This is a genomic window from Xanthomonas arboricola pv. guizotiae (genome assembly GCF_002940205.1).
GTDB classification, from domain to species: Bacteria; Pseudomonadota; Gammaproteobacteria; order Xanthomonadales; family Xanthomonadaceae; genus Xanthomonas; species Xanthomonas arboricola_C.
In genome coordinates this window covers 69,430-91,737 of sequence record NZ_MDSK01000020.1, presented here as the reverse complement: position 1 = coordinate 91,737, position 22,308 = coordinate 69,430, and the positions used below count along the sequence as shown (strand labels likewise).

18 protein-coding genes and 1 pseudogene are annotated in these 22,308 nt (G+C 65.3%); 12 read left to right on the top strand and 7 right to left on the bottom strand.

The features are described 5' to 3' along the window. Positions 1–140: 140 nt before the first annotated feature. On the bottom strand, positions 141–1,139 hold the full coding sequence (locus tag XarbCFBP7408_RS13450; RefSeq protein ID WP_104563374.1) for a polyprenyl synthetase family protein: 999 nt from the start codon (positions 1,137–1,139) through the stop codon (positions 141–143). A 274-nt stretch (positions 1,140–1,413) separates the two neighbouring features. Here XarbCFBP7408_RS13450 and XarbCFBP7408_RS13445 point away from each other — a divergent pair, with 274 nt between their 5' ends. Then, the gene (locus XarbCFBP7408_RS13445) at positions 1,414–1,953 is read left to right on the top strand and encodes a single-stranded DNA-binding protein (RefSeq protein WP_104563373.1); all 540 of its coding nucleotides are present in this window, start codon (positions 1,414–1,416) and stop codon (positions 1,951–1,953) included. A 308-nt stretch (positions 1,954–2,261) separates the two neighbouring features. On the opposite strand, the gene XarbCFBP7408_RS13440 is transcribed toward XarbCFBP7408_RS13445, so the two are convergent. Continuing rightward, entirely contained in the window at positions 2,262–3,767 is a 1,506-nt protein-coding gene (locus XarbCFBP7408_RS13440; RefSeq protein WP_181107010.1) for a sensor domain-containing diguanylate cyclase, read from the bottom strand. A gap of 267 nt (positions 3,768–4,034) precedes the next feature. Between XarbCFBP7408_RS13440 and XarbCFBP7408_RS13435 the strand changes: the two genes are divergently transcribed. The 9 genes from XarbCFBP7408_RS13435 to XarbCFBP7408_RS13400 all read left to right on the top strand — a co-directional run bounded on the left by XarbCFBP7408_RS13435 (position 4,035) and on the right by XarbCFBP7408_RS13400 (position 13,997). Continuing rightward, the gene (locus tag XarbCFBP7408_RS13435; protein ID WP_104563371.1) at positions 4,035–5,042 is read left to right on the top strand and encodes a zinc-dependent alcohol dehydrogenase family protein; all 1,008 of its coding nucleotides are present in this window, start codon (positions 4,035–4,037) and stop codon (positions 5,040–5,042) included. Between the two features lie 550 nt (positions 5,043–5,592). Next, positions 5,593–6,243 carry an aldehyde dehydrogenase iron-sulfur subunit PaoA gene (gene paoA / locus XarbCFBP7408_RS13430; protein WP_181107012.1) on the top strand — a complete coding sequence of 217 codons (651 nt, stop codon included), beginning with the start codon at positions 5,593–5,595 and terminating at the stop codon, positions 6,241–6,243. Then, entirely contained in the window at positions 6,240–7,190 is a 951-nt protein-coding gene (locus XarbCFBP7408_RS13425; RefSeq protein ID WP_104563369.1) for an FAD binding domain-containing protein, read from the top strand. The genes paoA and XarbCFBP7408_RS13425 overlap by 4 nt, the downstream gene beginning before the upstream one ends. Position 7,191: 1 nt before the next feature. Then, complete coding sequence (gene paoC, locus XarbCFBP7408_RS13420; protein ID WP_104563368.1) at positions 7,192–9,399, top strand: aldehyde oxidoreductase molybdenum-binding subunit PaoC; 2,208 nt, start codon at positions 7,192–7,194, stop codon at positions 9,397–9,399. Then, entirely contained in the window at positions 9,396–10,412 is a 1,017-nt protein-coding gene (locus XarbCFBP7408_RS13415) for an XdhC family protein (protein ID WP_104563367.1), read from the top strand. Before paoC ends, XarbCFBP7408_RS13415 begins: the two co-directional genes overlap by 4 nt. Positions 10,413–10,994: 582 nt before the next feature. Then, a complete protein-coding gene (locus tag XarbCFBP7408_RS22775; protein WP_181107014.1) occupies positions 10,995–11,162 on the top strand; it encodes a hypothetical protein in 168 nt (55 codons plus the stop codon). Further along, complete coding sequence (locus XarbCFBP7408_RS13410; RefSeq protein ID WP_104563386.1) at positions 11,159–11,767, top strand: nucleotidyltransferase family protein; 609 nt, start codon at positions 11,159–11,161, stop codon at positions 11,765–11,767. The genes XarbCFBP7408_RS22775 and XarbCFBP7408_RS13410 overlap by 4 nt, the downstream gene beginning before the upstream one ends. 513 nt (positions 11,768–12,280) lie before the next feature. Then, positions 12,281–12,496: a hypothetical protein gene (locus XarbCFBP7408_RS13405; RefSeq protein WP_102596840.1), complete on the top strand. Its 216-nt coding sequence runs from the start codon at positions 12,281–12,283 to the stop codon at positions 12,494–12,496. A 250-nt stretch (positions 12,497–12,746) separates the two neighbouring features. Next, complete coding sequence (locus tag XarbCFBP7408_RS13400; RefSeq protein ID WP_181107020.1) at positions 12,747–13,997, top strand: DUF819 domain-containing protein; 1,251 nt, start codon at positions 12,747–12,749, stop codon at positions 13,995–13,997. A gap of 318 nt (positions 13,998–14,315) precedes the next feature. Here XarbCFBP7408_RS13400 and XarbCFBP7408_RS13395 read toward each other — a convergent pair whose 3' ends face one another. Together XarbCFBP7408_RS13395 and XarbCFBP7408_RS13390 are read right to left on the bottom strand one after the other, a co-directional pair. Beyond that, the gene (locus XarbCFBP7408_RS13395; RefSeq protein WP_104563365.1) at positions 14,316–15,473 is read right to left on the bottom strand and encodes an XVIPCD domain-containing protein; all 1,158 of its coding nucleotides are present in this window, start codon (positions 15,471–15,473) and stop codon (positions 14,316–14,318) included. Positions 15,474–15,509: 36 nt separating this feature from the next. Continuing rightward, positions 15,510–16,274: an ankyrin repeat domain-containing protein gene (locus tag XarbCFBP7408_RS13390; RefSeq protein ID WP_181107016.1), complete on the bottom strand. Its 765-nt coding sequence runs from the start codon at positions 16,272–16,274 to the stop codon at positions 15,510–15,512. 240 nt (positions 16,275–16,514) lie between these two features. Here XarbCFBP7408_RS13390 and XarbCFBP7408_RS13385 point away from each other — a divergent pair, with 240 nt between their 5' ends. Next, on the top strand, positions 16,515–17,219 hold the full coding sequence (locus XarbCFBP7408_RS13385; RefSeq protein WP_181107018.1) for an HAD family hydrolase: 705 nt from the start codon (positions 16,515–16,517) through the stop codon (positions 17,217–17,219). Positions 17,220–17,613: 394 nt separating this feature from the next. Here the strand turns inward: XarbCFBP7408_RS13385 and XarbCFBP7408_RS13380 are convergent, their stop codons facing one another. From XarbCFBP7408_RS13380 to XarbCFBP7408_RS13370, 3 genes and pseudogenes are all read right to left on the bottom strand, one after another. Next, positions 17,614–17,838 (bottom strand): YbdD/YjiX family protein, encoded by a 225-nt coding sequence (locus XarbCFBP7408_RS13380; RefSeq protein ID WP_104563363.1) that lies wholly within the window; start codon positions 17,836–17,838, stop codon positions 17,614–17,616. Continuing rightward, positions 17,838–19,910, bottom strand: a complete 2,073-nt coding sequence (locus XarbCFBP7408_RS13375) for a carbon starvation CstA family protein (protein ID WP_104563362.1) — start codon at positions 19,908–19,910, stop codon at positions 17,838–17,840. The genes XarbCFBP7408_RS13380 and XarbCFBP7408_RS13375 overlap by 1 nt, the downstream gene beginning before the upstream one ends. A 313-nt stretch (positions 19,911–20,223) precedes the next feature. Next, a pseudogene (locus tag XarbCFBP7408_RS13370) lies at positions 20,224–20,953 on the bottom strand (IS3 family transposase); the annotation flags it as partial. Between the two features lie 854 nt (positions 20,954–21,807). Here XarbCFBP7408_RS13370 and XarbCFBP7408_RS13365 point away from each other — a divergent pair. Further along, positions 21,808–22,308: a hypothetical protein gene (locus XarbCFBP7408_RS13365; RefSeq protein WP_258072124.1), complete on the top strand. Its 501-nt coding sequence runs from the start codon at positions 21,808–21,810 to the stop codon at positions 22,306–22,308.

Sequence of the window (22,308 nt, the reverse complement as noted above, 5' to 3'; positions counted from 1 at the left end):
CACGCGCTTCGAGAAGTTGGACGTCATGTTCCTTGGATTCCTCAACTTCGTCCTGGTCGTTGATGGGCTTCGGATGTGTTAACAGGCCCTAGCCGCCTTTGCCAATCCCCAATCCCATCCGGCGCGCAAAGCGCGCCGGATCAATGCGTGCGTTCGACCGCGTAACGCGCCAGACCGCGTAGCGCTGCCACGGCGGGGCTGTGCGGCAGGCTCTCCAGCGCCTGTTCGGCGGCGGCGGCATATTCGCCAGCGCGTTGACGGCTGTAGTCCAGCCCGCCGGTGGCATGGATGGCGGCCAGCACTTCCGGCATCGCCGCCGCATCGCCTTGTTCGACAATCTGCCGCAGGCGCTCGCGGGTGGTCGCATCCGAATGCGCCATCGCGTGGATCAGCGGCAGCGTGGCCTTGCCTTCGGCCAGATCGTCGCCCAGGTTCTTGCCCAGGTCCGCGGCATCGGCGGCGTAGTCGAGCACGTCGTCGGCAATCTGGAAGGCGAAGCCCAACTGCATGCCGTAGTCGTACAGGCGCTGCTGCACCTGCGCATCAGCGCCCGAGGCCAACGCACCCAGACGGGTGCCGGCGGCGAACAGCACCGCGGTCTTGCGCTCGATCACGCGCAGGTACGCCGCTTCGTCGGTGTCGGGGTTGTGCACGTGCAGCAGCTGCAGCACCTCGCCTTCGGCGATGCGGTTGGTGGTGTCGGCCAGGATCTGCATGACTTCCATGCGATCCAGCTCCACCATCAACTGGAAGCTGCGCGAATACAGGAAATCCCCGACCAGCACGCTGGGCGCATTGCCCCACAGCGCATTGGCGGTGCTGCGCCCGCGGCGCAGGTCCGATTCGTCCACCACGTCGTCGTGCAGCAGCGTGGAGGTGTGGATGAACTCGATGATCGCCGCCAGTTGATGGTGCTCCGGGCCGGAGCCGCCAGCCGCGTGGCCGGCCAGCATCACCAGCATCGGGCGCAGGCGTTTGCCACCGGCGGAGATGATGTGATCGGCGATCTGGTTGATCAGCACGACGTCCGAGGCCAGGCGGCGGCGGATCAGCGCGTCGACCGCGGCCATGTCGGGCGCGGCGAGGGACTGGATCTGGGGCAGGCCCAGGACGGTGGGGAGGTCTTCGGCGATGGTCATGCGCAGGCGTTCGTGATGTGCGTCGATTATAGGTGCCCGGGCCGGATCCGTCCCGCCGGGCACAGCCGCTGTCTTCACATTCACTGCCCCACGCGGCCGGCTGAAAGCCGCAAACGCCCACGTGGGCTGGATTTCCGACCCCCGGCAGGGCGCTTGCCCGGCATCTCCACGCGGCAACCTGCCGGAGCCGTCGAGGGGCAGGTGCGGTAACATTGCCGCACAGACATTCCCCGTTGCGCGCCCCCGGCGCCAGCGCATCATCTCGGAAGCACCTATGGCCCGCGGCATCAATAAAGTCATCCTCGTCGGCAACCTCGGCAACGACCCCGACACCAAGTACACCCAGGCCGGCATGGCGATCACGCGCGTGAGCCTGGCCACCACCAGCATGCGCAAGGACCGCGAAGGCAATAACCAGGAACGCACCGAGTGGCATCGCGTGGTGTTTTTCGGCAAGTTGGGCGAAATCGCTGGCGAATACCTGCGCAAGGGTTCGCAGGTCTATGTCGAAGGCGAGCTGCGCTACGACAAGTACACCGGCCAGGACGGTGTGGAAAAATACAGCACCGACATCGTCGCCAACGAGATGCAGATGCTCGGCGGCCGTGGTGAAGGCGGCGGCGGTGGCGGCGGCATGGGCGGCGATCGCCCGCAGCGCTCGCAGGCACCGCGCCAGCAAGGCGGCGGTGGCGGGCAGGGTGGGGGCGGATACGGTGGCGGTGGTCAGGACTATGCGCCGCGTCGGCAGCAGCCGGCCCCGCAGCAGTCGGCTCCGCCGATGGACGACTTCGCCGACGACGATATTCCGTTCTGATCGGCCGCCAGCCTGCTTGTCATTCAGAAGGCCCGCACCGCGCGGGCCTTTTGCTTGCCGGCCGCGGCTCGCATCGACGCAGGCCGGGCTGTCCCGAAGGGCCGTGACGCGCAGGTTGACCTGGCTGGTACGGCGCCGCCGCTCACCCCTCTCGACCCAAGCGTGGCTGACGACACCTCGCGAGCAATCCTCGGGTGGGCGAGAACGCCGCGCACGCATGCTGTGCCTGCCTGCCTGCCTGACGCACGCCGCTTCCGGGAACGGGGCGCGCCGGTCTGGTGTCGGGCGCAGTGTTCTACTGTGAGTTGCTACGCCGACGTCCGGTCGCGGCCGTTCTGCTTGGCGCGATACAACGCCGAGTCGGCGTCGTGCACGAAGGCATCCGGGGTGCGTGGCGTTTCGCCCGGTTCGAACGTCGCTGCGCCGACGCTGACGGTGACGTGCGCGCTGGTCGGGCTGGACAGGTGGATCAGGCCGAGCCCGGCGACGGCGCTGCGGATCGCGTCGGCCAGCCGCAGTGCGCCGGCGGCATCCGTCTGCGGCAGGATCATGCCGAACTCTTCGCCGCCGTAGCGCGCGGCAATGTCTTCGCTGCGCCGCGAGCAGCCGGCAATCGCGCCCGCGATCAGGCGCAGGCAGGCATCGCCGTTGACGTGGCCGTAAGTGTCGTTGTACAGCTTGAAATGATCGACATCGATCATCAGCACCGACAGCGGCGCCTGTCGATGCACCGCCTGCTGCAGGGCACGCGAGAGCCGGTGGTCGAACGCACGGCGGTTGGCAATGCCGGTGAGTGCATCTATCCAGGCTTCGGAGCTGAGTTTGTCTTCGTCGCGATGCATGCGGCGTAGCTGCAGATCCAGCCAGATACCGACGCCCAACAGCAACGCGCATCCCAGGGTGGCGATCACGATCCGCTGGCGCGCGGACTGCCGCCAGTTGGCCAATGCGTCATCGACCGCGACGCCGGTCAATACGGTCAATGGATAGGCTTGCGCTGGCGCGAAGCTGGAAATGCGCTCCACGCCGTCGATCGGCGAACGATAGGTGGCCGTGCCGTGCCTGCGCGCGCGCATGGCGACGTAGATCGAGGTGCCTGCGATCGAGGTGCCGATCACGCCCGGTTTGTCGGGCCGACGCACCAGCACGATGCCGTCGTCATTGGTCATGCCGATGGTGCCGTTCGGGCCGACCTCGAAGGTGCTGTAGTAGTTCTGGAAATACTTCAGTTGCAGCGTGACCAGGACCACGCCGGCAAATTCGCCGCGGGGGGTGTTGAGGCGCCGGCTCAAGGTGAGCACCCAACTGCCATCGGAGCGGCTCTGCACCGGCGGCCCGACCAGCGACAAGGCGTCGCGATGGTCGCGGTGATATTTGAAATAGGCGCGATCGGCGTTGTTGTGGGTCCTGGGCGTGCTGTCCAGCGACGAACTCACCCAGCTGCCATCGGCCGCATAGATGAAGATGCCATGCAGCCGGTCCGAGCGACGCGCTTCATGCACCAGAAAATCATGCATGACCAGTCGCGCGTTGGCCGAGCCCTGGTCGTGCTCCACCCGCGACACCAACCCCGACAGCACGGCATCGGCGATGGTCAGGGTGTCGCTGGCATGCTGCGCCAGCGAATTGGCGAGATTCAACGACTGCGCTTCGGCCGTGCGTAGCGCGCTCGCGCGCTCGTCGTGGATCGACCAGTATTCCGAACCAAGCAGCAGCAGGCACGAAATGCTCAGCACGAAGTGCAGCGCGATGCGTTGTGCTCGTTGCCGTCGCCGCTTGCCGGGTGATGTCACGTGAGTTACCTGTCTGGACATCAGGGTGTTGCAACCGCTGTGCCAGCTTAGCTGTGGGCGCCGCGTGGAATCGTTTGCATCATGTGGCGCAATGCCGATCTGTGATTGATGCCTCATGCATGGCGCGGCTGCCCACCCGGCGTGCGACTGCGCTGCTGTCCAGCCTGCTGTGACACCGCGCTCGCCCCGGCGAGGAAACACGCAGCCAGCAGCAGAGCCGAAAGCCAGCTGCATGCGGATAACGCCCGGCGTGCTATCCCGAAGATCGATCACAGCAAGGAGCGCCCCATGCGCGCGATTCGTCTAGCCCAGCCTGCAGGCCTGCAGGCATTACATGCTGTTGCCTTGCCCGACCCCGGGCAGCCGGCACGCGGTCAGATCAGGGTGCGGCTGCATGCAAGCTCGCTGAATTTCCATGACCTTGGCGTGGTGTCGGGGCAGATGCCGACCGCTGACGGCCGCATCCCCATGTCCGATGGTGCCGGCGTGGTGGAAGCCGTCGGACCTGAGGTGGATGAGTTCGCCGTCGGCGATCGTGTGGTGTCCACCTTCTTCCCCGAGTGGCTGGATGGCGAGCCGCTGCATGCCGGCTTTGCCACCACGCCCGGCGATGGCGTCGATGGCTATGCACGCTCTGTTGCCGTGGCGGCCGCGCACGCGTTTACGCATGCCCCGGCCGGCTACAGCCATGCCGAAGCGGCGACCTTGACCACGGCCGGCGTCACCGCATGGCGCGCCCTGGTGGTCAACGGCGGACTCAAGGCCGGCGACAGCGTGCTGGTGCTCGGCACCGGCGGTGTGTCGATCTTCGCATTGCAGTTCGCAAAGGCAATGGGTGCCACCGTCACCGCGACATCGTCGTCCGACGAAAAACTGGCCAAGGCGCGCGCGCTGGGCGCAGACCATGTCATCAATTATCGACAGCATGCCGAGTGGTCGGCGCAGGTGCTGGAGATCACCAACGGCCGTGGCGTGGATCACGTGGTCGAGGTCGGTGGGCCGGGCACGTTGGCGCAATCGATCCGCGCTGCGCGGGTGGGCGGACATATCGCCTTGATCGGCGTGTTGACCGGCGCAGCGGGTCCGGTGCCGACCGCGGAAATGATGGGCCGGCAGCAGCGCCTGCACGGGCTGGTGGTCGGCAGCCGCACGCATCAACAGCAGCTGGTGCGTGCACTGGATGCGTTGCCGCTGCGGCCGGTGATGGATCGCGCCTTCGCGCTCGACGATATTGCCGACGCCTTCGCGCTGCAGCAGGCAGGCGGCCATCTGGGCAAGATCGTGCTGGAATTCTAGAGCTGGCTGAAAGTGCCGCGCTTGCCGTCAGGCCGGCGCGGCCGCTGCGTGGAATCGGCAGATCTCACTCGCACACCTCGCAACGCCCACACGATTCATGGCCAGCTGAGGACTGCCCGCCACGCCTTGGGAGCTGCGCCACGTTGGCCGTTCGGTCCGGATATTCGCGATGCAGTGCATCCGGATGCGCTGGACGAGCACGGCGCAGCGTGGAGACAGACGCAGGCGCACCGACGGAGATGCCATCGTTGCCGTCGGCTCACGCAGGGATCTCGAAGCACATCAAGACGCTGCGGCGCGCTGCAAGACATCGGTTGCCAGCACGCACGGGCGTTGTGCAGCGAGCACGCAACCCATTCCAACAATGATGAGCGCGTTTCATAGGCGCATGCAGTCCATGCCGTCAATGCCCGCCTGCAGCGCCTCTAGAATCAGGCCATACCGCTGATTCGCGCCCGCACATACTCGCCGCATGCTCACGCGATTGTGACCGGTCGCGCTGCACATTGTTTAAGAACTGTATAAGCCAGCATTGTTGGAGATGCCAGCCATGAGAGATATCAAGATGACCCGTCGCGAGGTACTGATCGCTGGCACGGCGTCGGCAGCCAGCGTTGCCGCAACCCAGTCGATGGCCGCCACTGCAGCCAATGCGATGTCGCAGCGTCAGGCAGTCGAGCCTGCCAACGCATCGAGCCAGGTCGCGTTCGAAGTCAACGGCAAGCCGGTGACGCTGACCCTGGACAACCGCACCACCTTGCTGGATGCCCTGCGCGAACATCTGCATCTGACCGGCACCAAGAAAGGCTGCGACCATGGCCAATGCGGTGCCTGTACGGTGATCGTCGACGGTCAGCGGATGAACTCCTGCCTGTCGCTGGCGGTGATGCACCAGGGCGGCAAGATCACCACCATCGAGGGCCTGGGCACGCCGGACAAGCTGCATCCGATGCAGGCGGCCTTCGTCAAGCACGATGGATACCAGTGCGGCTATTGCACGCCCGGGCAGATCTGTTCGGCAGTGGCGGTGCTGGACGAAGTCAAGCGCGGCATTCCCAGCCATGTCACCGACGATCTGACCGCCAAGACCAGGCTCACCACGCCGGAATTGCAGGAGCGGATGAGCGGAAACATCTGCCGTTGCGGCGCGTATTCCAACATCGTCGATGCGATCAACGCTGTCGCAGGAGAGCGCGCATGAAGGCGTTTAGCTACGAGCGCGCGACCTCGCCCGCCGACGCTGCGGCCAAGGCGGCGCGCCAGCCCGGCGCCAAGTTCATCGCCGGCGGCACAAACCTGCTCGATCTGATGAAACTGCAGATCGAGACGCCCTCGCATCTGATCGATGTCAACGGGCTGAGCCTGGATACCATCGAGGCAACGCCGGACGGCGGCCTGCGTATCGGTGCCCTGGTGCGCAATACCGACCTGGCAGCCGATGCGCGCGTGCGTCGCGATTACGCGGTGCTGTCGCGCGCATTGCTGGCAGGTGCGTCGGGGCAGTTGCGCAACCGCGCCACCACCGCAGGCAATCTGTTGCAGCGGACGCGGTGCCCGTATTTCTACGACACCAACCAGCCGTGCAACAAGCGCCTGCCGGGTAGCGGCTGCGCGGCGATCGGTGGCTTCAACCGGCAGTTGGCGGTGATCGGCGTGAGCGAGCAGTGCATCGCCACCCATCCCAGCGACATGGCCATTGCCATGCGCGTGCTGGATGCGGTGGTCGAAACGGTGCGTCCGGATGGACAGACGCGTGCGGTGCCGTTGTCCGAGTTCTACCGTGCGCCTGGCAAGACGCCGCATCTGGAAACCGTGCTGGAACGCGGCGAGCTGATCACCGCGGTGCGCCTGCCCAAGCCGCTGGGCGGCACGCATGTCTACCGCAAGGTGCGCGATCGTGCCTCCTACGCATTCGCCCTGGTGTCGGTTGCGGCAGTCGTGCAACGCGATGGCAGCGTGCGTGTCGGTGTCGGCGGTGTCGCCCACAAGCCGTGGCGCAGCGAAGCGGCCGAAGCACAGTCGCGCCAGGGCGTGCGTGCGATCGCCTCCGTGCTGCTCGACGGCGCACAACCTACCGAACACAACGCCTTCAAGCTGCCGCTGGTCGAGCGCACCTTGACCGCGATCCTGGCCGACACGAGGGCCTGATATGAAATTCGACACTCCCGCCAGTACCAATCCCATCGACCAGCTCAAGGTGGTCGGCAAGCCGGTCGATCGTATCGACGGTCCGCTCAAGACCACCGGGCAGGCACCGTACGCGTACGAGCATCACGATCTGCCAGGCCGTGCCGCCTACGGCCATATCGTTGGCGCCGGCATCTCCAAGGGCAGCATTCGCAGCATCGATCTGAGCGCTGCGCGCAACGCGCCGGGCGTGCTCGGCATCGTCACCGCGCAGAATGCAGGCAAGTTGCAGAAGGGCAAGCGCAACACGGCCAAGCTGCTCGGCGGCCCGGAGATCCAGCATTACCACCAGGCCATTGCGGTGGTGGTTGCCGAGACCTTCGAGCAGGCACGCGCCGCAGGTCAGCTGATCAAGGTCGACTACGGTCGCCAGGTCGGCGCCTACGATCTGGAAAAGGCCCGCGATGGCGCCAAGGTCACCGAGGAGGGCGGGGCGCCGAACAGTGCGGTGGGCAACTTCGATAGCGCCTTCGCGGCCGCGCCGGTGCAGCTGGATGCCGAATACACCACGCCCGATCATTCGCACGCGATGATGGAGCCGCACGCGTCGATCGCGATGTGGGAAGGCGACAAGCTGAGCGTGTGGACCTCCAATCAGATGATCGACTGGGGCGCGGGCGATCTGGCCAAGACGCTGGGCATCCCGCGCGACAACGTGCGTCTGATGTCGCCGTACATCGGTGGCGGCTTCGGCGGCAAGCTGTTCCTGCGTGCCGATGCAGTGCTCGCCGCCCTGGCCGCGCGTCAGGTCGGACGCCCGGTCAAGGTGATGCTGCCGCGGCCGCTGATCTTCAACAACGCCACGCACCGCCCGGCCACCGTGCAGCGCATCCGTATCGGTGCACAGCGCGATGGCAAGATCACCGCGATCGCCCACGAGAGCTGGTCCGGCGACCTGCCCGAGGGCGGCCCGGAAATCGCGGCCGCGCAGACCCAGTTGCTGTACGCCGGCGCCAATCGGTTGATCTCCACGCGCCTGGCCGTGCTCGATCTGCCCGAGGGCAACGCGATGCGCGCGCCGGGCGAGGCGCCGGGCCTGATGGCACTGGAAGTGGCCATGGACGAGATGGCCGAGAAGCTGGCCATGGATCCGGTCAGGTTCCGTATCGTCAACGACACCCAGGTGGATCCGGAAAACCCGCAGCGTCCGTTCTCGCAGCGCCAGTTGGTCAAGTGCCTGGAAGACGGCGCAAAGCGTTTCGACTGGTCCAGGCGCAAGGCCAAGCCGGCCAGCAACCGCGATGGGCGCTGGTTGGTCGGCATGGGCGTGGCGGCCGCGTTCCGCAATGCGCCGGTGATGACCTCCGGCGCACGCATGCGACTGGAGCAGGGCGGCCGGGTGGTGGTGGAAACCGACATGACCGATATCGGCACCGGCTCCTACACCATCATTGCGCAGACCGCTGCGGAGATGATGGGCGTGCCGCTGGATTGGGTGGACGTGCGCCTGGGCGATTCCAGCTTTCCTGCCTCGGCCGGTTCCGGCGGCCAGTGGGGTGCGAACAGTTCCACTGCCGGTGTGTATGCCGCGGCAGTGGAACTGCGCGAAGCCGTGGCCAAGCAGTTGGGGCTGGACCCGGCCAAGGCCGAATTCGCCGACAGCCATGTGCGTGCCGGCGGCAAGCGCATCGCGCTCGGTGATGCCGCGGTCAATGGCGCCCTGGTGGTGGAGGACAAGATCGAGTTCGGCGAGCTTTCCAAGACGCATCAGCTATCCACCTTTGGCGCGCACTTTGTCGAAGTCGGCGTGGATGTGGCCACCGCCGAGGTGCGCATCCGCCGCATGCTCGCGGTGTGCGCGGCAGGGCGCATCCTCAATCCCAAGTCTGCGCGCAGCCAGGTCATCGGCGGCATGACCATGGGCGCGGGTGCGGCACTGATGGAAGAGTTGGCGGTGGACAAGCGGCTGGGCTTCTTCGTCAATCACGACCTGGCCGGTTACGAAGTGCCGGTGCATGCGGACATCCCGCATCAGGACGTGGTCTTCCTGGAAGAAAGCGACCCGATGTCGTCGCCGATGAAGGCCAAGGGTGTCGGCGAGCTGGGCATCTGCGGGGTGGCCGCGGCGATCGCCAATGCGGTCTACAACGCCACCGGCGTGCGCGTCCGCGATTACCCGGTGACGCTGGACAAGCTGCTGCCGCATCTGCCCGAGGTGCTGCGCGCGTGAGTGCAGTGGTGGCCCCGGTCACGCATGCGGCGCCGGCCGAGCCGGCGTGGCCGGCATGGCCGAGCTATGCGCTGCACGATGACCTGCTGCCCACGCTGACCGCCTGGCATCGGGCGGGGCAGCGCGTGGCCATTGCCACGCTGATCGACGTGCAAGGCTCCTCGCCGCGCCCATTGGGAAGCGAGATGGCCATCAGCGCCGATGGCCGGGTGGCCGGCTACGTCTCCGGCGGCTGCGTGGAAGCGGCAGTGGCGCACGAGGCCATCGCCGCCTTGCGCGACGGCATGCCGCGCTGGCTGGACTACGGCGAAGGCAGCCAGGTGCTGGACATCCAGCTCAGCTGCGGCGGCCGTATCGGCGTGCTGGTCTGGCCGGTCCAAGATTTGGGCGGGCATCTGGCGCGCTGGCGCAATGCGCGCCAGCATCGGCGCCCGTTCCATGTCGCGCTGGATCGGAGCACCGGCGCCGTCCGTTACCCGGTCAGCACCCAGGACCTGCGTCCCGACGAATTCCTGCGTACGCACCGGCCGCCGCTGCGGCTGGTGCTGGTCGGTGCCGATCCTGCGCTGCTGGTGCTGCTGTCGCTGGCCAGCCAGATGGGCATCGAGGTGCGGGTGCTGCGGCCGCATGGTCCCAGCGAACCACCGCCCGGCTTGGCCGCGGACCATTACGATCGCCGCGCGTTGGGCGACGCGCTGCAGGATCTGCAGTTGGATGCGGACACCGCGCTGTACAGCCTGGCGCACGACGGCGACAGCGACCTGCAGGTCGCCTGCCGGGGGCTTGCCTCCAGGGCTGCCTGCATCGGCATCCTGGGCAGTCGCCAGAAGCGGGAGGCACGCCTGCAGGCGCTGCGTGCGCTCGGCCATGACGATGCCGCCCTGGCCAGACTGCGACTGCCGGCAGGCTGGCGCATGGGGCGCTCCTCCCCGCACACGATTGCACTGGGCATCATTGCCGAAGCCACCCAGGCAGTCGCCGATGGGCAGGCTGCTGCTGCGTTGGCTGGTTAAGAACGGTCATCAAGACGACCGCGATCGCCACCGGGCGGGCGCGGCCGGTGCGGGGATCGGCACCGGCCGCTCGTCCATTGTGGTTGCCATGCGCCAGGCACCCTCCGCCAGCCGCCTGGCCACTGCTCGCTACGTTTCGTTAGCCGCTCCAGGCCGTGCCGCCATGCGAACGGGCAGGGCTTCGATTGCGCGTTCGGATTAACTTCGATGTGAATGTCACTGTGCAGTCGATGACAGCGCTGGTAGGTGGCTGCGGGTGATGTGTCCTGGCTGAAAAGGGCTGGTGTGTGGGAAAAGTCATTTTTGATATGCATTTTAAGTCAGGTATTTGCCTTTACGCCTTTTCGCTGCGGTAACCGCGCCGTCCAGCGCGGGAAATCGATCGCTGCCATCGTTGTTGCAGTGCCATCGCAGCCCTGCATGTCCTCGTCGTGCCGCCGTGGCAAGGCAATGCATGCCAGTCGTCTTGCAGGCGTAGACGAGCCCCCATGACTGGATCGGGTAATGCGCCGGATTTAGTCACTTGGCGCGCACAGTTACCTCTTTAGGCTGGCGCATCTTCAATATGCACACCACGTCGCCATGACCGAATTACTTGATCACTACGACGACGTCTCCGGCGACGCAGCGCGATTGCCGCCGCCAGTCATTGCCGGTCGTTTCGACGCGAGCCGGGCGCTTGTTGAAGCGTGTCCGGTGCTTCCCGCACTGCGGCATCGTTCGCCGCGCGCGATGGCATCGGACGCATGAGCAGCGATCACGTTGCGCTGCTGCTCGCCGCGGGTGCAGGACGTCGGCTGGGGCGTTCCAAACAATTGCTGCTGCGCGACGGCGAGCCGTTGTTGCGGCGTTTCGCGCGCATCGCGCTGCAGACGGCGCCGCGCCGCTGCGTGGTGGTGCTGGGCGCCGATGCCGACGCGTTGACCGAGGTCCTGCAAGGCCTGGACGTGGAAGTGTTAGGTCACGCCGACTGGGCTGCCGGCATGGGCTCCAGCCTGGCGGCGCTGCGCCAGCATGTGCAGGACGATACGTCGCTACGGCGCAGCCTGATCCTGGGGTGCGACCAGCCCGCGTTGGACACGCCGCATCTGCGCGCCTTGCTGGAAGAGGCCGACCGCGCCGCATCCGGATGCGCCACCAGCGGCTACGCCGGTGTGCGCGGCATCCCCGCAGTGGTCACCCACGCGGCCTGGGCCGACGTGCCGCTCCACGGCGACAGCGGCCTGCGCGGCATGTTCGCCGGCCTGGACGTGCAGACCCTGGGCTGCGTCAGCGCCCCGGCGCTGGCGCTGGACGTGGACACGCCCGCCGATCTGGTCGCAGCGCAACAGCGTGGCTGGGTGGATGCGGATTGAGACACCGTGACGGGTGCCGTGACGCGCTATCTGGCAGGCTGCCGGCAGGGTCGTCTCACGACCACAGCACGAGCGCTTCCCTGATCACCAGGACATAGCCCACCACCATCGCGGTCTTGACCGGAAACTGGAACTTCCTGAGCAGATGCATGCGACCCCTCCCCCGAGGCATCTCCAAGAGCGACGAATTCCCCCGCGCCGTCTGCGCCCGTTGACGGCCAGCTGCGACGTCTGTTCGCCGCTCGAGCGCGAATTTAGCGCCAGCTTGGATTGGTGTCACGTAAGAATTTTCCTACCTTCATGCCAGTGTCCGCCCGACGGCGTTGGCATTAGCAAAAAGACATGCTGGCTATGCCGGACGCGGGGCCCCAGGCCACTCTCCCGCGGCCCCTTGAGTAAGGGCATGCCGGCATCCCGAACGGGACCCCGGCGCTCCCATCGCCGGTGCGCTGCGTCATTCCGCGCCGCCCACTGCCGTCGTCGTATCACTGCATCTGCCGGCCGGAGGCCCTGATGGACGAGTTCCGTTATGTTGTGCGTATTCATCCCGAGCAGGGCGGTTGGTGGGTGACCCGGCCGCAGTGGTCGCCGCTGCGTTATCTGCGTGAGCAGGGCGCGCTGGAAAATGCCGAATTGATGGCCAAGCTGCATTGCCTGACCACCGGCCAGCCCAGCGGCGTGGTGTTGAAGACCGCCGAAGGCGAGCGCGTGGTACGCCGCTACGGCTGACCGAGCGGCCCCTTGCAGGGATCGCGTCGGAAATGCCGACGATCCGCCCGGCCAGGAGACCGGCCGCGCCACCCGGCGACCAGGCCCAGTGCGTCAGCCGACATCCTTGCGACCAGGCCCAGTGCGTCAGCCGACATCCTTGCAGGCACGCCGGGGTTTGCCCGCAGGTCCAGTCGACTGGACGCGGGCGATCGGCCATTCTTGTTGCGATCCGCACCCTGGCGGCCCCTAGTCGAGAATGTCGCCTCCAGTGAATGTCGCCGGTTCCGCCTTGATCCAAAACGATATCGTGGTCTTCGGCCTGATCGCCGCCACCTTGGGGGCGGTGTTCTGGACCTCCTCGCGCGAGCAGGGGCTATGGCGACGCTTCTATGCCGTGGTGCCGGCGCTGCTGCTGTGTTACCTGCTGCCGGGCATCTACAACACCGTCGGCCTGATCGACGGTGCCCATACCCGGCTGTACAACCCGATCGCGCGCGACGTGCTGTTGCCGGCCGCGCTGGTCCTGCTCACGCTGAGCATCGACCTGCGCGCCATCCTGGGGCTGGGGCCCAAGCTGGTGGCCATGTACCTGGGCGCATCGCTGAGCATCATGCTGGGCGCGGTGGTGGCGTTCTGGGTGATGGGCTGGGTGCATCCGGCCACGGTGGCCGGCGATACCTGGGCCGGCATGGCCGCGCTGGCGGGCAGCTGGATCGGCGGTGGCGCCAACATGCTGGCGATGCGCGAGGTGTTCGATGTGGATGCCACCACCTTCGGGCAGTTTGCAGTGGTGGATGTGGGCGTCGGCTATGTGTGGATGGCGGCGCTGATCTTCCTGGCCGGGCGCGCGCGCAGCATCGATGCGCGCAGCGGTGCCGATACCCGCGCGCTGGATGCGCTGCAGGAGCGCATGGCGCGGTTCCAGGCCGAACACGCGCGCATTCCCAGCCTGGCCGACCTGATGGTGATCGTGGCGGTGGCGTTCGGCGGGGTCGGGCTGGCGCATGCGCTGGCCAGTCCGCTGGCCGCGTGGTGCAAGGCCAAGCTGCGCTGGTCCAGCCAGTTCAGCCTGGACACCCCGTTCGTATGGGTGGTGGTGCTGGCGACCAGCATCGGCCTGCTGCTGAGCCTCACCCGCGCGCGCACGCTGGAAGGCGCCGGGGCCTCCAGGATCGGTTCACTGCTGCTGTATTTCCTGATCGCCTGCATCGGCATGCAGATGGACCTGCTGGCGCTGCTGGACCGGCCCTGGCTGTTCCTGCTCGGGCTGATCTGGATCGCGGTGCATATCGGGTTGCTGTGGGGCCTGGGCCGCCTGTTGCGGGTGCCGTTCTTCTATTTCGCGATCGGCTCGCAATCCAATATCGGTGGGCCGGCCTCGGCACCGGTGGTGGCCGCCGCGTTCCACCCGGCCCTGGCGCCGGTCGGCGTGCTGCTGGGCACGATGGGCTACGCTACCGGCACCTATCTGGCCTATCTGGTCGGCATCACCTTGCGCGCGATGGCGGGAGCGGGATAACGCAAGCGCTGCAATCGGCAATGCCCGGTTGATGGACTGAGCACGATTGCGACACCTGCCATGCAGCCGCCGGCCGGCCGAACGCTGCCCGGTGTCGCGGCATGTAACATCGGACATGCCGCGTCTCTGCGTCGTCTGTCCGCGTCTGAAGACGTGTTGTTTTCCGTCAGCCACGCCGTGTCGCGACTCAGTCACATGCGAGCCTGTTGACAGACGCTGCGCTGCGCAGGCCCGACGACGATCCCGCACGGACAGCGCTTCGCTTCGGCCCAGGCGTGCGATGCAATACGGCCCGCAAGAGTTTGCGGGCCGTGCGCATTACTGCTGAATCACGCGACGCTGCTCTTCCTCCGGTTGCGCCGGCTGCTGATTGTGCTGCTGCAACTGGCTGGCATTGGTCTGCGCCGGCTGGTTGGATGCGGACGCCGTCTGCACATGGCTGCGCAGATGCGCGGGATCGTCCATGCGGCCTTGCACCGCGATCAGGCTGTCGCCATTGCGATTGAGTACCAGGTGGTCGATCCGCTGCAGGCCGTCGTTGCTCGCACGTGCGGCCACGCTGGCGGCGGTGTTGAGAAACGCGGTGTCGTCGTGCAGGCCCAGGCGTGCGCGCTGGCCGTCCAGGCGTAGCACCGCGTCGTTGAACAACTGGCTGCCTGTACCGTGTGCCTGTCCGGGCGATTGCATCTCCTGCGCCTTCATCACCGAGTCCATGCCGTGCAGATCCAGCCGATGCCTGAGCATCATGCCCGGCACCAGGCGTTGCCCGAACGACAACGGGTCCGGTTCCGGCAGTTCGATCTGATGGCCGGCCGCATCGGGCATCGCCCACTTCAGTGGAATGCTGTCTTCCTGCAGATGGGTGAGGATCTCGTTCTTGACGTGGTAGCCGCGGATCAACGCGCTGCTGGCGTAGTCCTTGGCCGCCGAGGCATCCAGGCCCTGGCGTTCCAGCGTGCGGTCGTTGACGCCGGCGGCGTTGTAGGTCACGGCGGGGATGTCGTTGACCATCGCCGAAGCGGCCGCCAGGCCGCCGCCGAGCGAATGCCCCGAGATCACCACCTGGTCGCCGAACGCCTGCTTGGCCTGGCTGCCGAGCTGGATGGCAGACGCGTATTGCGCGTCGTCGAAGCCCAGGCCCTGGCCAAGATTGTGCTTCCAGTCCTTGCCTTGGTCGGTGCCGCAGAAGCCGAGTACCACCTGGCCCTGCCCGTTGCGGTAGAACGCGGCATCGAAGCCGCTTTTGGCGTCATGCAACAGGGCTGGGTCGATGCCGGCCTGTTGCAGCGCGCTGTCGTCCATGCGCGACCAGCCGTTGGGCAGCGGCGCAAAGGTTTCGGCGCCGCCTTCGCGTCGCTGCGAGGCAGTGGCATAGAGGTCTTGCAGCAGCGCCGGGAACTGGCGGTCTTCCGGCTGCGCTTGCTGTCCACGCATCGACTCTGCGAATGGGGTGGACGAGGGATTTGACGGGCTCATGCGCGGCTCCTTGCGTTCGTCGTGCGAAAAGCCCGCTTAGCGGCTGCTTTCCACGGGAATGTTGTGAGCGCTCAACCAGGCGCGCACGTCCGACCTGGCCTGCTGGCCGGCGGCATTGAGCAGGCGGTCCGGGGTGGTGAAGAAATACGCCTGAAAGGTCTTTTGTTGCGCGTTGCGCAGCGTGGGGTCTACCCCGGCCTCGAGCAATTGCAGCACTGCCGGGCTTGCCGCGCCGCTTTGTGCGGCCAGGTGCAGCACGCTGTTGCCGGTGTGGTCGACGCGCTGCACGTCGGCGCCTGCTTGGATCAACAACGCGATCTGCGCATCGCGCTTGCTCTGCACGGCACGGAACAGCGGCGTCCAGCCTGCGCGCGCGCTGACCACATCGACCGGCGCCTTGTGCTGCAGCAGGATGTTCAGGTAGTCCGCATCCTTCGCCATGGCCGCCATATGCACGACCGTTTCCTGGTCCATGCCCGGCAACGACGGGTCTGCGCCGGCATCGAGCAATGCGGCCAGGGCGCGGGATTGTTCGTTCCAGATCGCCCACTCGAGCAAGGTGACGTTCTGGTTGCCGTGTGCGGCGAGATCGACTGTCGGTGCGAGTGCGCGGATTCGGGCGACATCACCGTGCGCGATGGCGTTGGCGATATCGGTCAGGCCGGGGTCACGGAAGGCGACGGTGTGGTCCTGCAGCGTAGCTGACATGGTGGTTTGCTCCTTGGCACCGGGCGAGGCGGTGCATGAGACCGCGAACAACGAGGTCGCAAGAACGAGCAGGGCGGGGAATCGCGTCTGCATCGAAATCTCCTTCTCCTGATCGCATTCCTGGTGGCACTGCGGTGTGTCCTTCCGCAGCCGGACCGATCCTACCAGCTGCCCGGACGACGCGCGGTAAGATTGTGTGACACGCCGGCGCCGCAGGTTTCGCTTGTTGAGGCCGTTTGTCGTCGTGGTGTCGGCATGTCGCCGATGCATCACGACGAGTCTCACGCGCGCATGCCCTCCGCCACAGCCAACGGTCACAACACGGCCGGCATAATGGCGCTTTGCGAGCAGATGGGTGCAATGGTCTACGAATTACTGATCAGCGATTGCGATGGCGTGCTCGTCGACAGCGAGATACTGGCCGACCGGGTGATGCGCGAGGCGCTGGCGGCCTTCGTGCCGGCCGAAGCGTTGGAGCAGTTGCTCGGCACGACGTTCGGGCAGACCACGCGCGAGGTATTGCTACGCGTGCAGGAACATTTTGCGGTAAAGCTGCCGGAGAGCTTGCTGGCACAGATCCAGGCGCGTAGCGAAGCCTTGATCAAGGCGCAGGTGCAGCCGATTGCCGGGGCGCGCGACGCGTTGGAGCAGATTCCGTTGCCGCTGGCGGTGGCTTCCAACAGCCGCCGCCATAACGTGATCGCCTCGGTCGAACGGGTGGGGCTCACCGCACGCGCGGCGGGGCACATCTTCAGTGCCGATATGGTCGAGCGGCCCAAGCCGGCACCGGACGTCTATCTGTTGGCCGCACGCACCCTGGGCGTTGCGCCGGAGCGCTGCCTGGTGATCGAAGACAGCCCCACCGGTGCCACTGCCGCATTGTCGGCTGGCATGCAGGTGCTGGGGTTTACCGGCGCCAGCCATATCCCGCAGGGCCACGCCGATACCCTGCGTCGCATCGGTGTGCTGGCGGTGTTCGACGATATGCGCGAGCTGCCTGCGTTGTTCGAGCGGCTGGCGCAAAAACGCGCTGGCTGAGAGCTGCCGGCAGGACGTCTTGGACGCAGTGTCGATGGTGGCGCAATCGCAGCCCTCCCGTTCTGCAACCGACTGGGCCAGACCGTGCAATCGACCCGCAATGACAGAGGGGTGGTGAGACGCTGGTCGACGCACACCGATCCGACCAACGCACCTCATGCACCGCTTGCAACCATGCACACCTGCCATCTCGACTGGTCCTTGCCCGCCCACCGTCGCGGGACCTTACGCGGCATGGATGCCGCGTAAGAGCCTACAGGAACGTACTTGCGGCGTGTCCTGCAATGGTGGGCGGGCAAGAATCCTGCCACCAGCCCCAAGCCATCAACGCAACAGGGCGCGATTCGCATCGCGCCCTGTTGCGTTCCGACTCGCCACCTATCCGATCATCCGGTCAGCAGCAGCGAAACCCGCTCTTGCCGCCATAACGCGCGTCCTGGCGCTCGCGGAAGAAGGTGGGGTAGTCCATCACCGGTTTGTCGGGGTGCTTTTCCAGCATGTGGCGCACGTAGTTGTCGTAATCGGGAATGCCGCAGCACAGACGTGCGGCCTGGATCAGGCGCCGCCAGATGCGGCGATGCGCCTGGTATTGGCTGGCCAGAACGAGTTGCGTGCCCATTACAGATCCGCCATCTGGTGCGGCTGCAACGCCACGTACGGGGTTTCGCGGTCGCTACGCTGCGGGTTGCGGCGCGCCGCCACAATGGTCTTGATCGAATAGATCAGGATCGAGCCCACCACGAACAGGAACAGCACCGTCAGCCCGGTGTTGACGTAGGCATTGGTGACGATCTGCTGCATCTGCGGCACCGTCTTGGCCGGTGCGGTGATGGTGTTGCTGGCGATGGCCGCCTGGAACTTGTGCGCCTGCGCGAGGAAGCCCTGCGCCGGGTTGCTGTCGAAGATCTTGATCAGCCCCGCGTAGGTGGTGCACAGCAACAGCCACAGCGCCGGCACGATGGTGACCCAGGCATAGCGGTCGCGCTTCAGCTTGAACAGCACCACCGTGCCCAGCATCAGCGCGATCCCGGCCAGCATCTGGTTGGAGATGCCGAACAGCGGCCACAGCGTCTGGATGCCGCCGAACGGATCGATCACGCCGGTGTAGAGCAGATAGCCCCACAGCGCCACGCAACCGGCGGTGGCGATGATGTTGGCCGCCCACGATTCGGTCTTCTTCAGCGCCGGGATGAAGTTGCCCAGCAGGTCCTGCAGCATGAAGCGGCCCGCACGCGTGCCGGCGTCCACGGCGGTCAGGATGAACAGGGCTTCGAACAGGATCGCGAAGTGGTACCAGAACGCCATGGTGTCTTCGCCCGGCAGCAACTGGTGCAGGATCTGCGCGATGCCTACCGCCAGGGTGGGCGCACCACCGGCGCGTGCCAGGATGCTGTGCTCGCCGATATCGCGCGCCGTGGCTTCCAGTACCTCGGGGGTGATCGCAAAGCCCCACTCGGACACCTTGGCCGCCACCGCCACCGTGTCGCTGCCGACCAGTGAGGCCGGGCTGTTCATGGCGAAGTAGATGCCCGGCTCGATGATCGACGCGGCCACCAGCGCCATGATCGCCACGAACGATTCCATCAGCATGCCGCCGTAGCCGATGTAGCGCATGTGGCCTTCGTTGGCGAGCAGCTTGGGCGTGGTGCCGGAGGCGATCAACGCATGGAAACCGGAGACCGCGCCGCAGGCAATGGTGATGAACAGGAACGGGAAGATGCCGCCTTTCCACACCGGGCCGTCGCCGGTGGACGCGAACTGGGTCAGTGCCGGCATCTTCAGATCCGGCATGACCACCAGGATGCCGATCGCCAGCGCCAGGATGGTGCCGATCTTGAGGAAGGTGGACAGGTAATCGCGCGGCGCCAGCAGCAGCCACACCGGCAATACCGAGGCGACGAAGCCGTAGCCGATCAACATCCAGGTGATCTGCTTGGCGGTGAAGGTGAAGGCCGGACCCCAGGTCGGGTCGGCGGCGACCTTGCCGCCCAGCCAGATCGCGCCCAGCAGCAGGATCAGGCCGACCACCGAGATCTCGCCGATCCTGCCGACCCGGATGTAGCGCATGTACACGCCCATCATGATCGCGATGGGCATCGTGGCGATGACGGTGAACATGCCCCACGGGCTTTCGGCCAGCGCCTTGACCACCACCATCGCCAGCACCGCCAGGATGATGATCATGATCAGGAAGGCGCCGAACAGGGCGAGGGTGCCGGGCACCTGGCCCATTTCCTCGCGCACCAGATCGCCCAGCGAGCGGCCGTTGCGGCGGCTGGACAGGAACAGCACCACGAAGTCCTGCACCGCACCTGCGAACACCACGCCGACCACCAGCCACAGCAGGCCGGGCAGGTAACCCATCTGCGCGGCAAGCACCGGGCCGACCAATGGCCCGGCACCGGCGATCGCGGCGAAATGATGGCCGAACAGCACGTGCTTGTTGGTGGGCACGTAGTCCAGGCCGTCGTTGTTGGCCACCGCGGGCGTGGCGCGGGTGACGTCCAGCTGCATCACCTTGTCGGCGATGAACCGGCTATAGAAGCGGTAGGCGATCAGGTAGATCGAGACCGCGGCGACGACGATCCATAACGCATTGATGTGTTCGCCACGCCGCAATGCCACGGTGCCCAGACAGAACGCGGCCAGCAGCGCCAGCGCGCTCCATGCCAACTTGGACCACACTTGCATATGAAGCCCTCCAGAATAATTCCGGCGCCAAGGCTCTCTCCGCGCACGTATGAGTCAATGTGTTAACTTCGTAAGTGTGGAAACTTTAGTCCTTACCAAATGGCATAAAATACAAAGGTATGGAGCCATCTTTCCAAGTAACGTCACTGCGATTTCTACGGCAATCGTCCAGCGCCGCGTCGCGATCGAGCTTACCACATCGCATTTAGCCCGGGCTGGCCGCCCCGTGCGAGCGGTAATCCTCGGGTAGGGCAGCTTGCGGGCAATGGGACTGCCTCTTTATGCGACGCCCCTTTCTGAGTAACCGTCGGGTTTAGAGTCCGCGGTTGATGATTTCGCTGTTTGCCAGGTCTTGGGCATAGGCAGCCGGCGTCATGCCGCCGATCGCTTCTTCGGGTCAATCTTCGTTGTACTCGCGTCGCCGCCGTTCGATGTCGGTGCGCGCATGCAGCAGGGTTGGGAACCAATGTTCGTTGAGGCATTCATCCCATAGCCGGCCGTTAAAGGATTCGACGTAGGTGTTCTGGTTCGGCTTGCCGGGCTGGATGAGCCGAGGCTGCACGCCACGACCATGCGCCCAGGCCACCATTGCCTTGCCACAAAACTCCTTACCGTTGTCGGTGCGGATCACCTTCGGCAGGCCGCGACTGTGCGCCAGGCGCTCTAGCACCCGCACCACGCCGTGGCCGCAGATCGCGCGTTCCACCTCGATGGCGACCGCTTCGTGTGTTGCATCGTCTACGATCACCAGGCACTTGATCGCCCGGCCCTCGGCGGTGCGGTCGAACACGAAGTCCATCGACCACACCTGGTTGGCCTGCTCTGGTCGCAGCAGCGGCTGACGCTTGCCGGTTGGCACCTTCTTGCGTTTGCGGCGCCGCACTTGCAGTTGCTGCTCGCGGTACAGCCGCTCCACACGCTTGTAGTTCACGATGCGGCCTTCCTGCCGAAGTTTGAGATAGATCATTCCCACGCCACAGCGGCGATGGCGATGCGCCAGTTCCACGATGCGCTCGCGCAAACTCGAGGTTGCGATACTCACGCAGACAATGGAGGAGCGCCCTGGAGTCGATGGCCCGCTCGCAAAGTTTGCCGGCGGCTACCGCGCCATAGCGCCTCTCTTTCGGTGGCGATGCGTCCGCTTTCTGTTTCGCTATTCAAGATGAGATTTCGCGATTGCATGCGGGATTTTTTTGCAAGAAGCTATGGTGATTGCCTTGAATTTTTGCGGCGCGAGGATGCTTGATCAGTCAAGGATTGCTCGGATCGTTTACAGGATTCAGTTGGCCTTCTTGCTGTGGCCGCTCAGAAGTCCCCGAGCATGCCTTTCACAAGCGTATGGACAGGCGCGCCATAGGTTAACGACTTTATCGCTCGCGTTGGCGGTGCATCAATTAACTGCCGTCTGTTGCCGCTCAAAGCTTGAACAAGTGCAAGCAGGCCGTCCGAGAGCTCACATTGGAAAATGAAGAAGCTCGTTCCTACAGAAACTTCTCGGATTGATCCCTGCCCGCTATTCCGGTGCAGGGACTGTCTGGTCGTCAGTGATATGCGCTTGCGACGGCATTGCGAATTCGTCTGTTGTAGCAGTGGTGCGCACTGGGGCTGTGATGAGATATGCCCTGTAAAAGACTCAGAAATTGCGCGATTTCCAAGCTTTTTGATTTGAACAACACTCTGACGAAGCCACGATTATCAATTTCCATTATTTTCTGGAAACTCATGCCGTTGCGGCGCGGATGTTGAAGTCAGTCACACCGTGAAAGTATGTCTTACACGGCACGTTTTGTGCGCGATCAGCATGCAGGATGCTGGAACTCGGAAGGTTCGAAGGGGGGGTATTTTCTGATGTTTTGCAAGAACCTCAGATTCTCCGTAGTGCCACAGGTATCCAGAGTTGTCCAAGTCAGCCATGAGTACAGAGGAAAAAACAATGGTTCAGCATCTTGATACGAACGTCATGCGTGCCGACTCGCAAGTCGCGTTGCTCGCCCGGTCCCATACGCTGATGCGATCGGCCATGCAGGCGCTTGGTATGGATGAGGCGTCGGCCGATCAGGCTGCACTGGATGGTGGCTTTTTGCTTGAAGGCAAGCAGGTCGCCCTTTGCCCCGTTGCGCTGGAGCCGGCGCAAACAAGTCGGTTGGTAATGTCGGTAAGCATGGGTGTCAATGTGAGGGAGTGCTCTGCCGACGAGTTGCTTGCACTGCTCGGACAGGTGTCGGGGTTGATTGCTGTGCATGGAATGGCGATCGGTTGCGATCCAGATGGTGGTCTGCTTTTGCTTCGTGCGTTGGAACCAGACGCTGCATCACCTGAGACGCTGGTTGAGGATATGATCGCTGCGCGCCAATTGGTCTCACTACTTTCGAGCACAGCGGTATCGCAGGAGCAATGA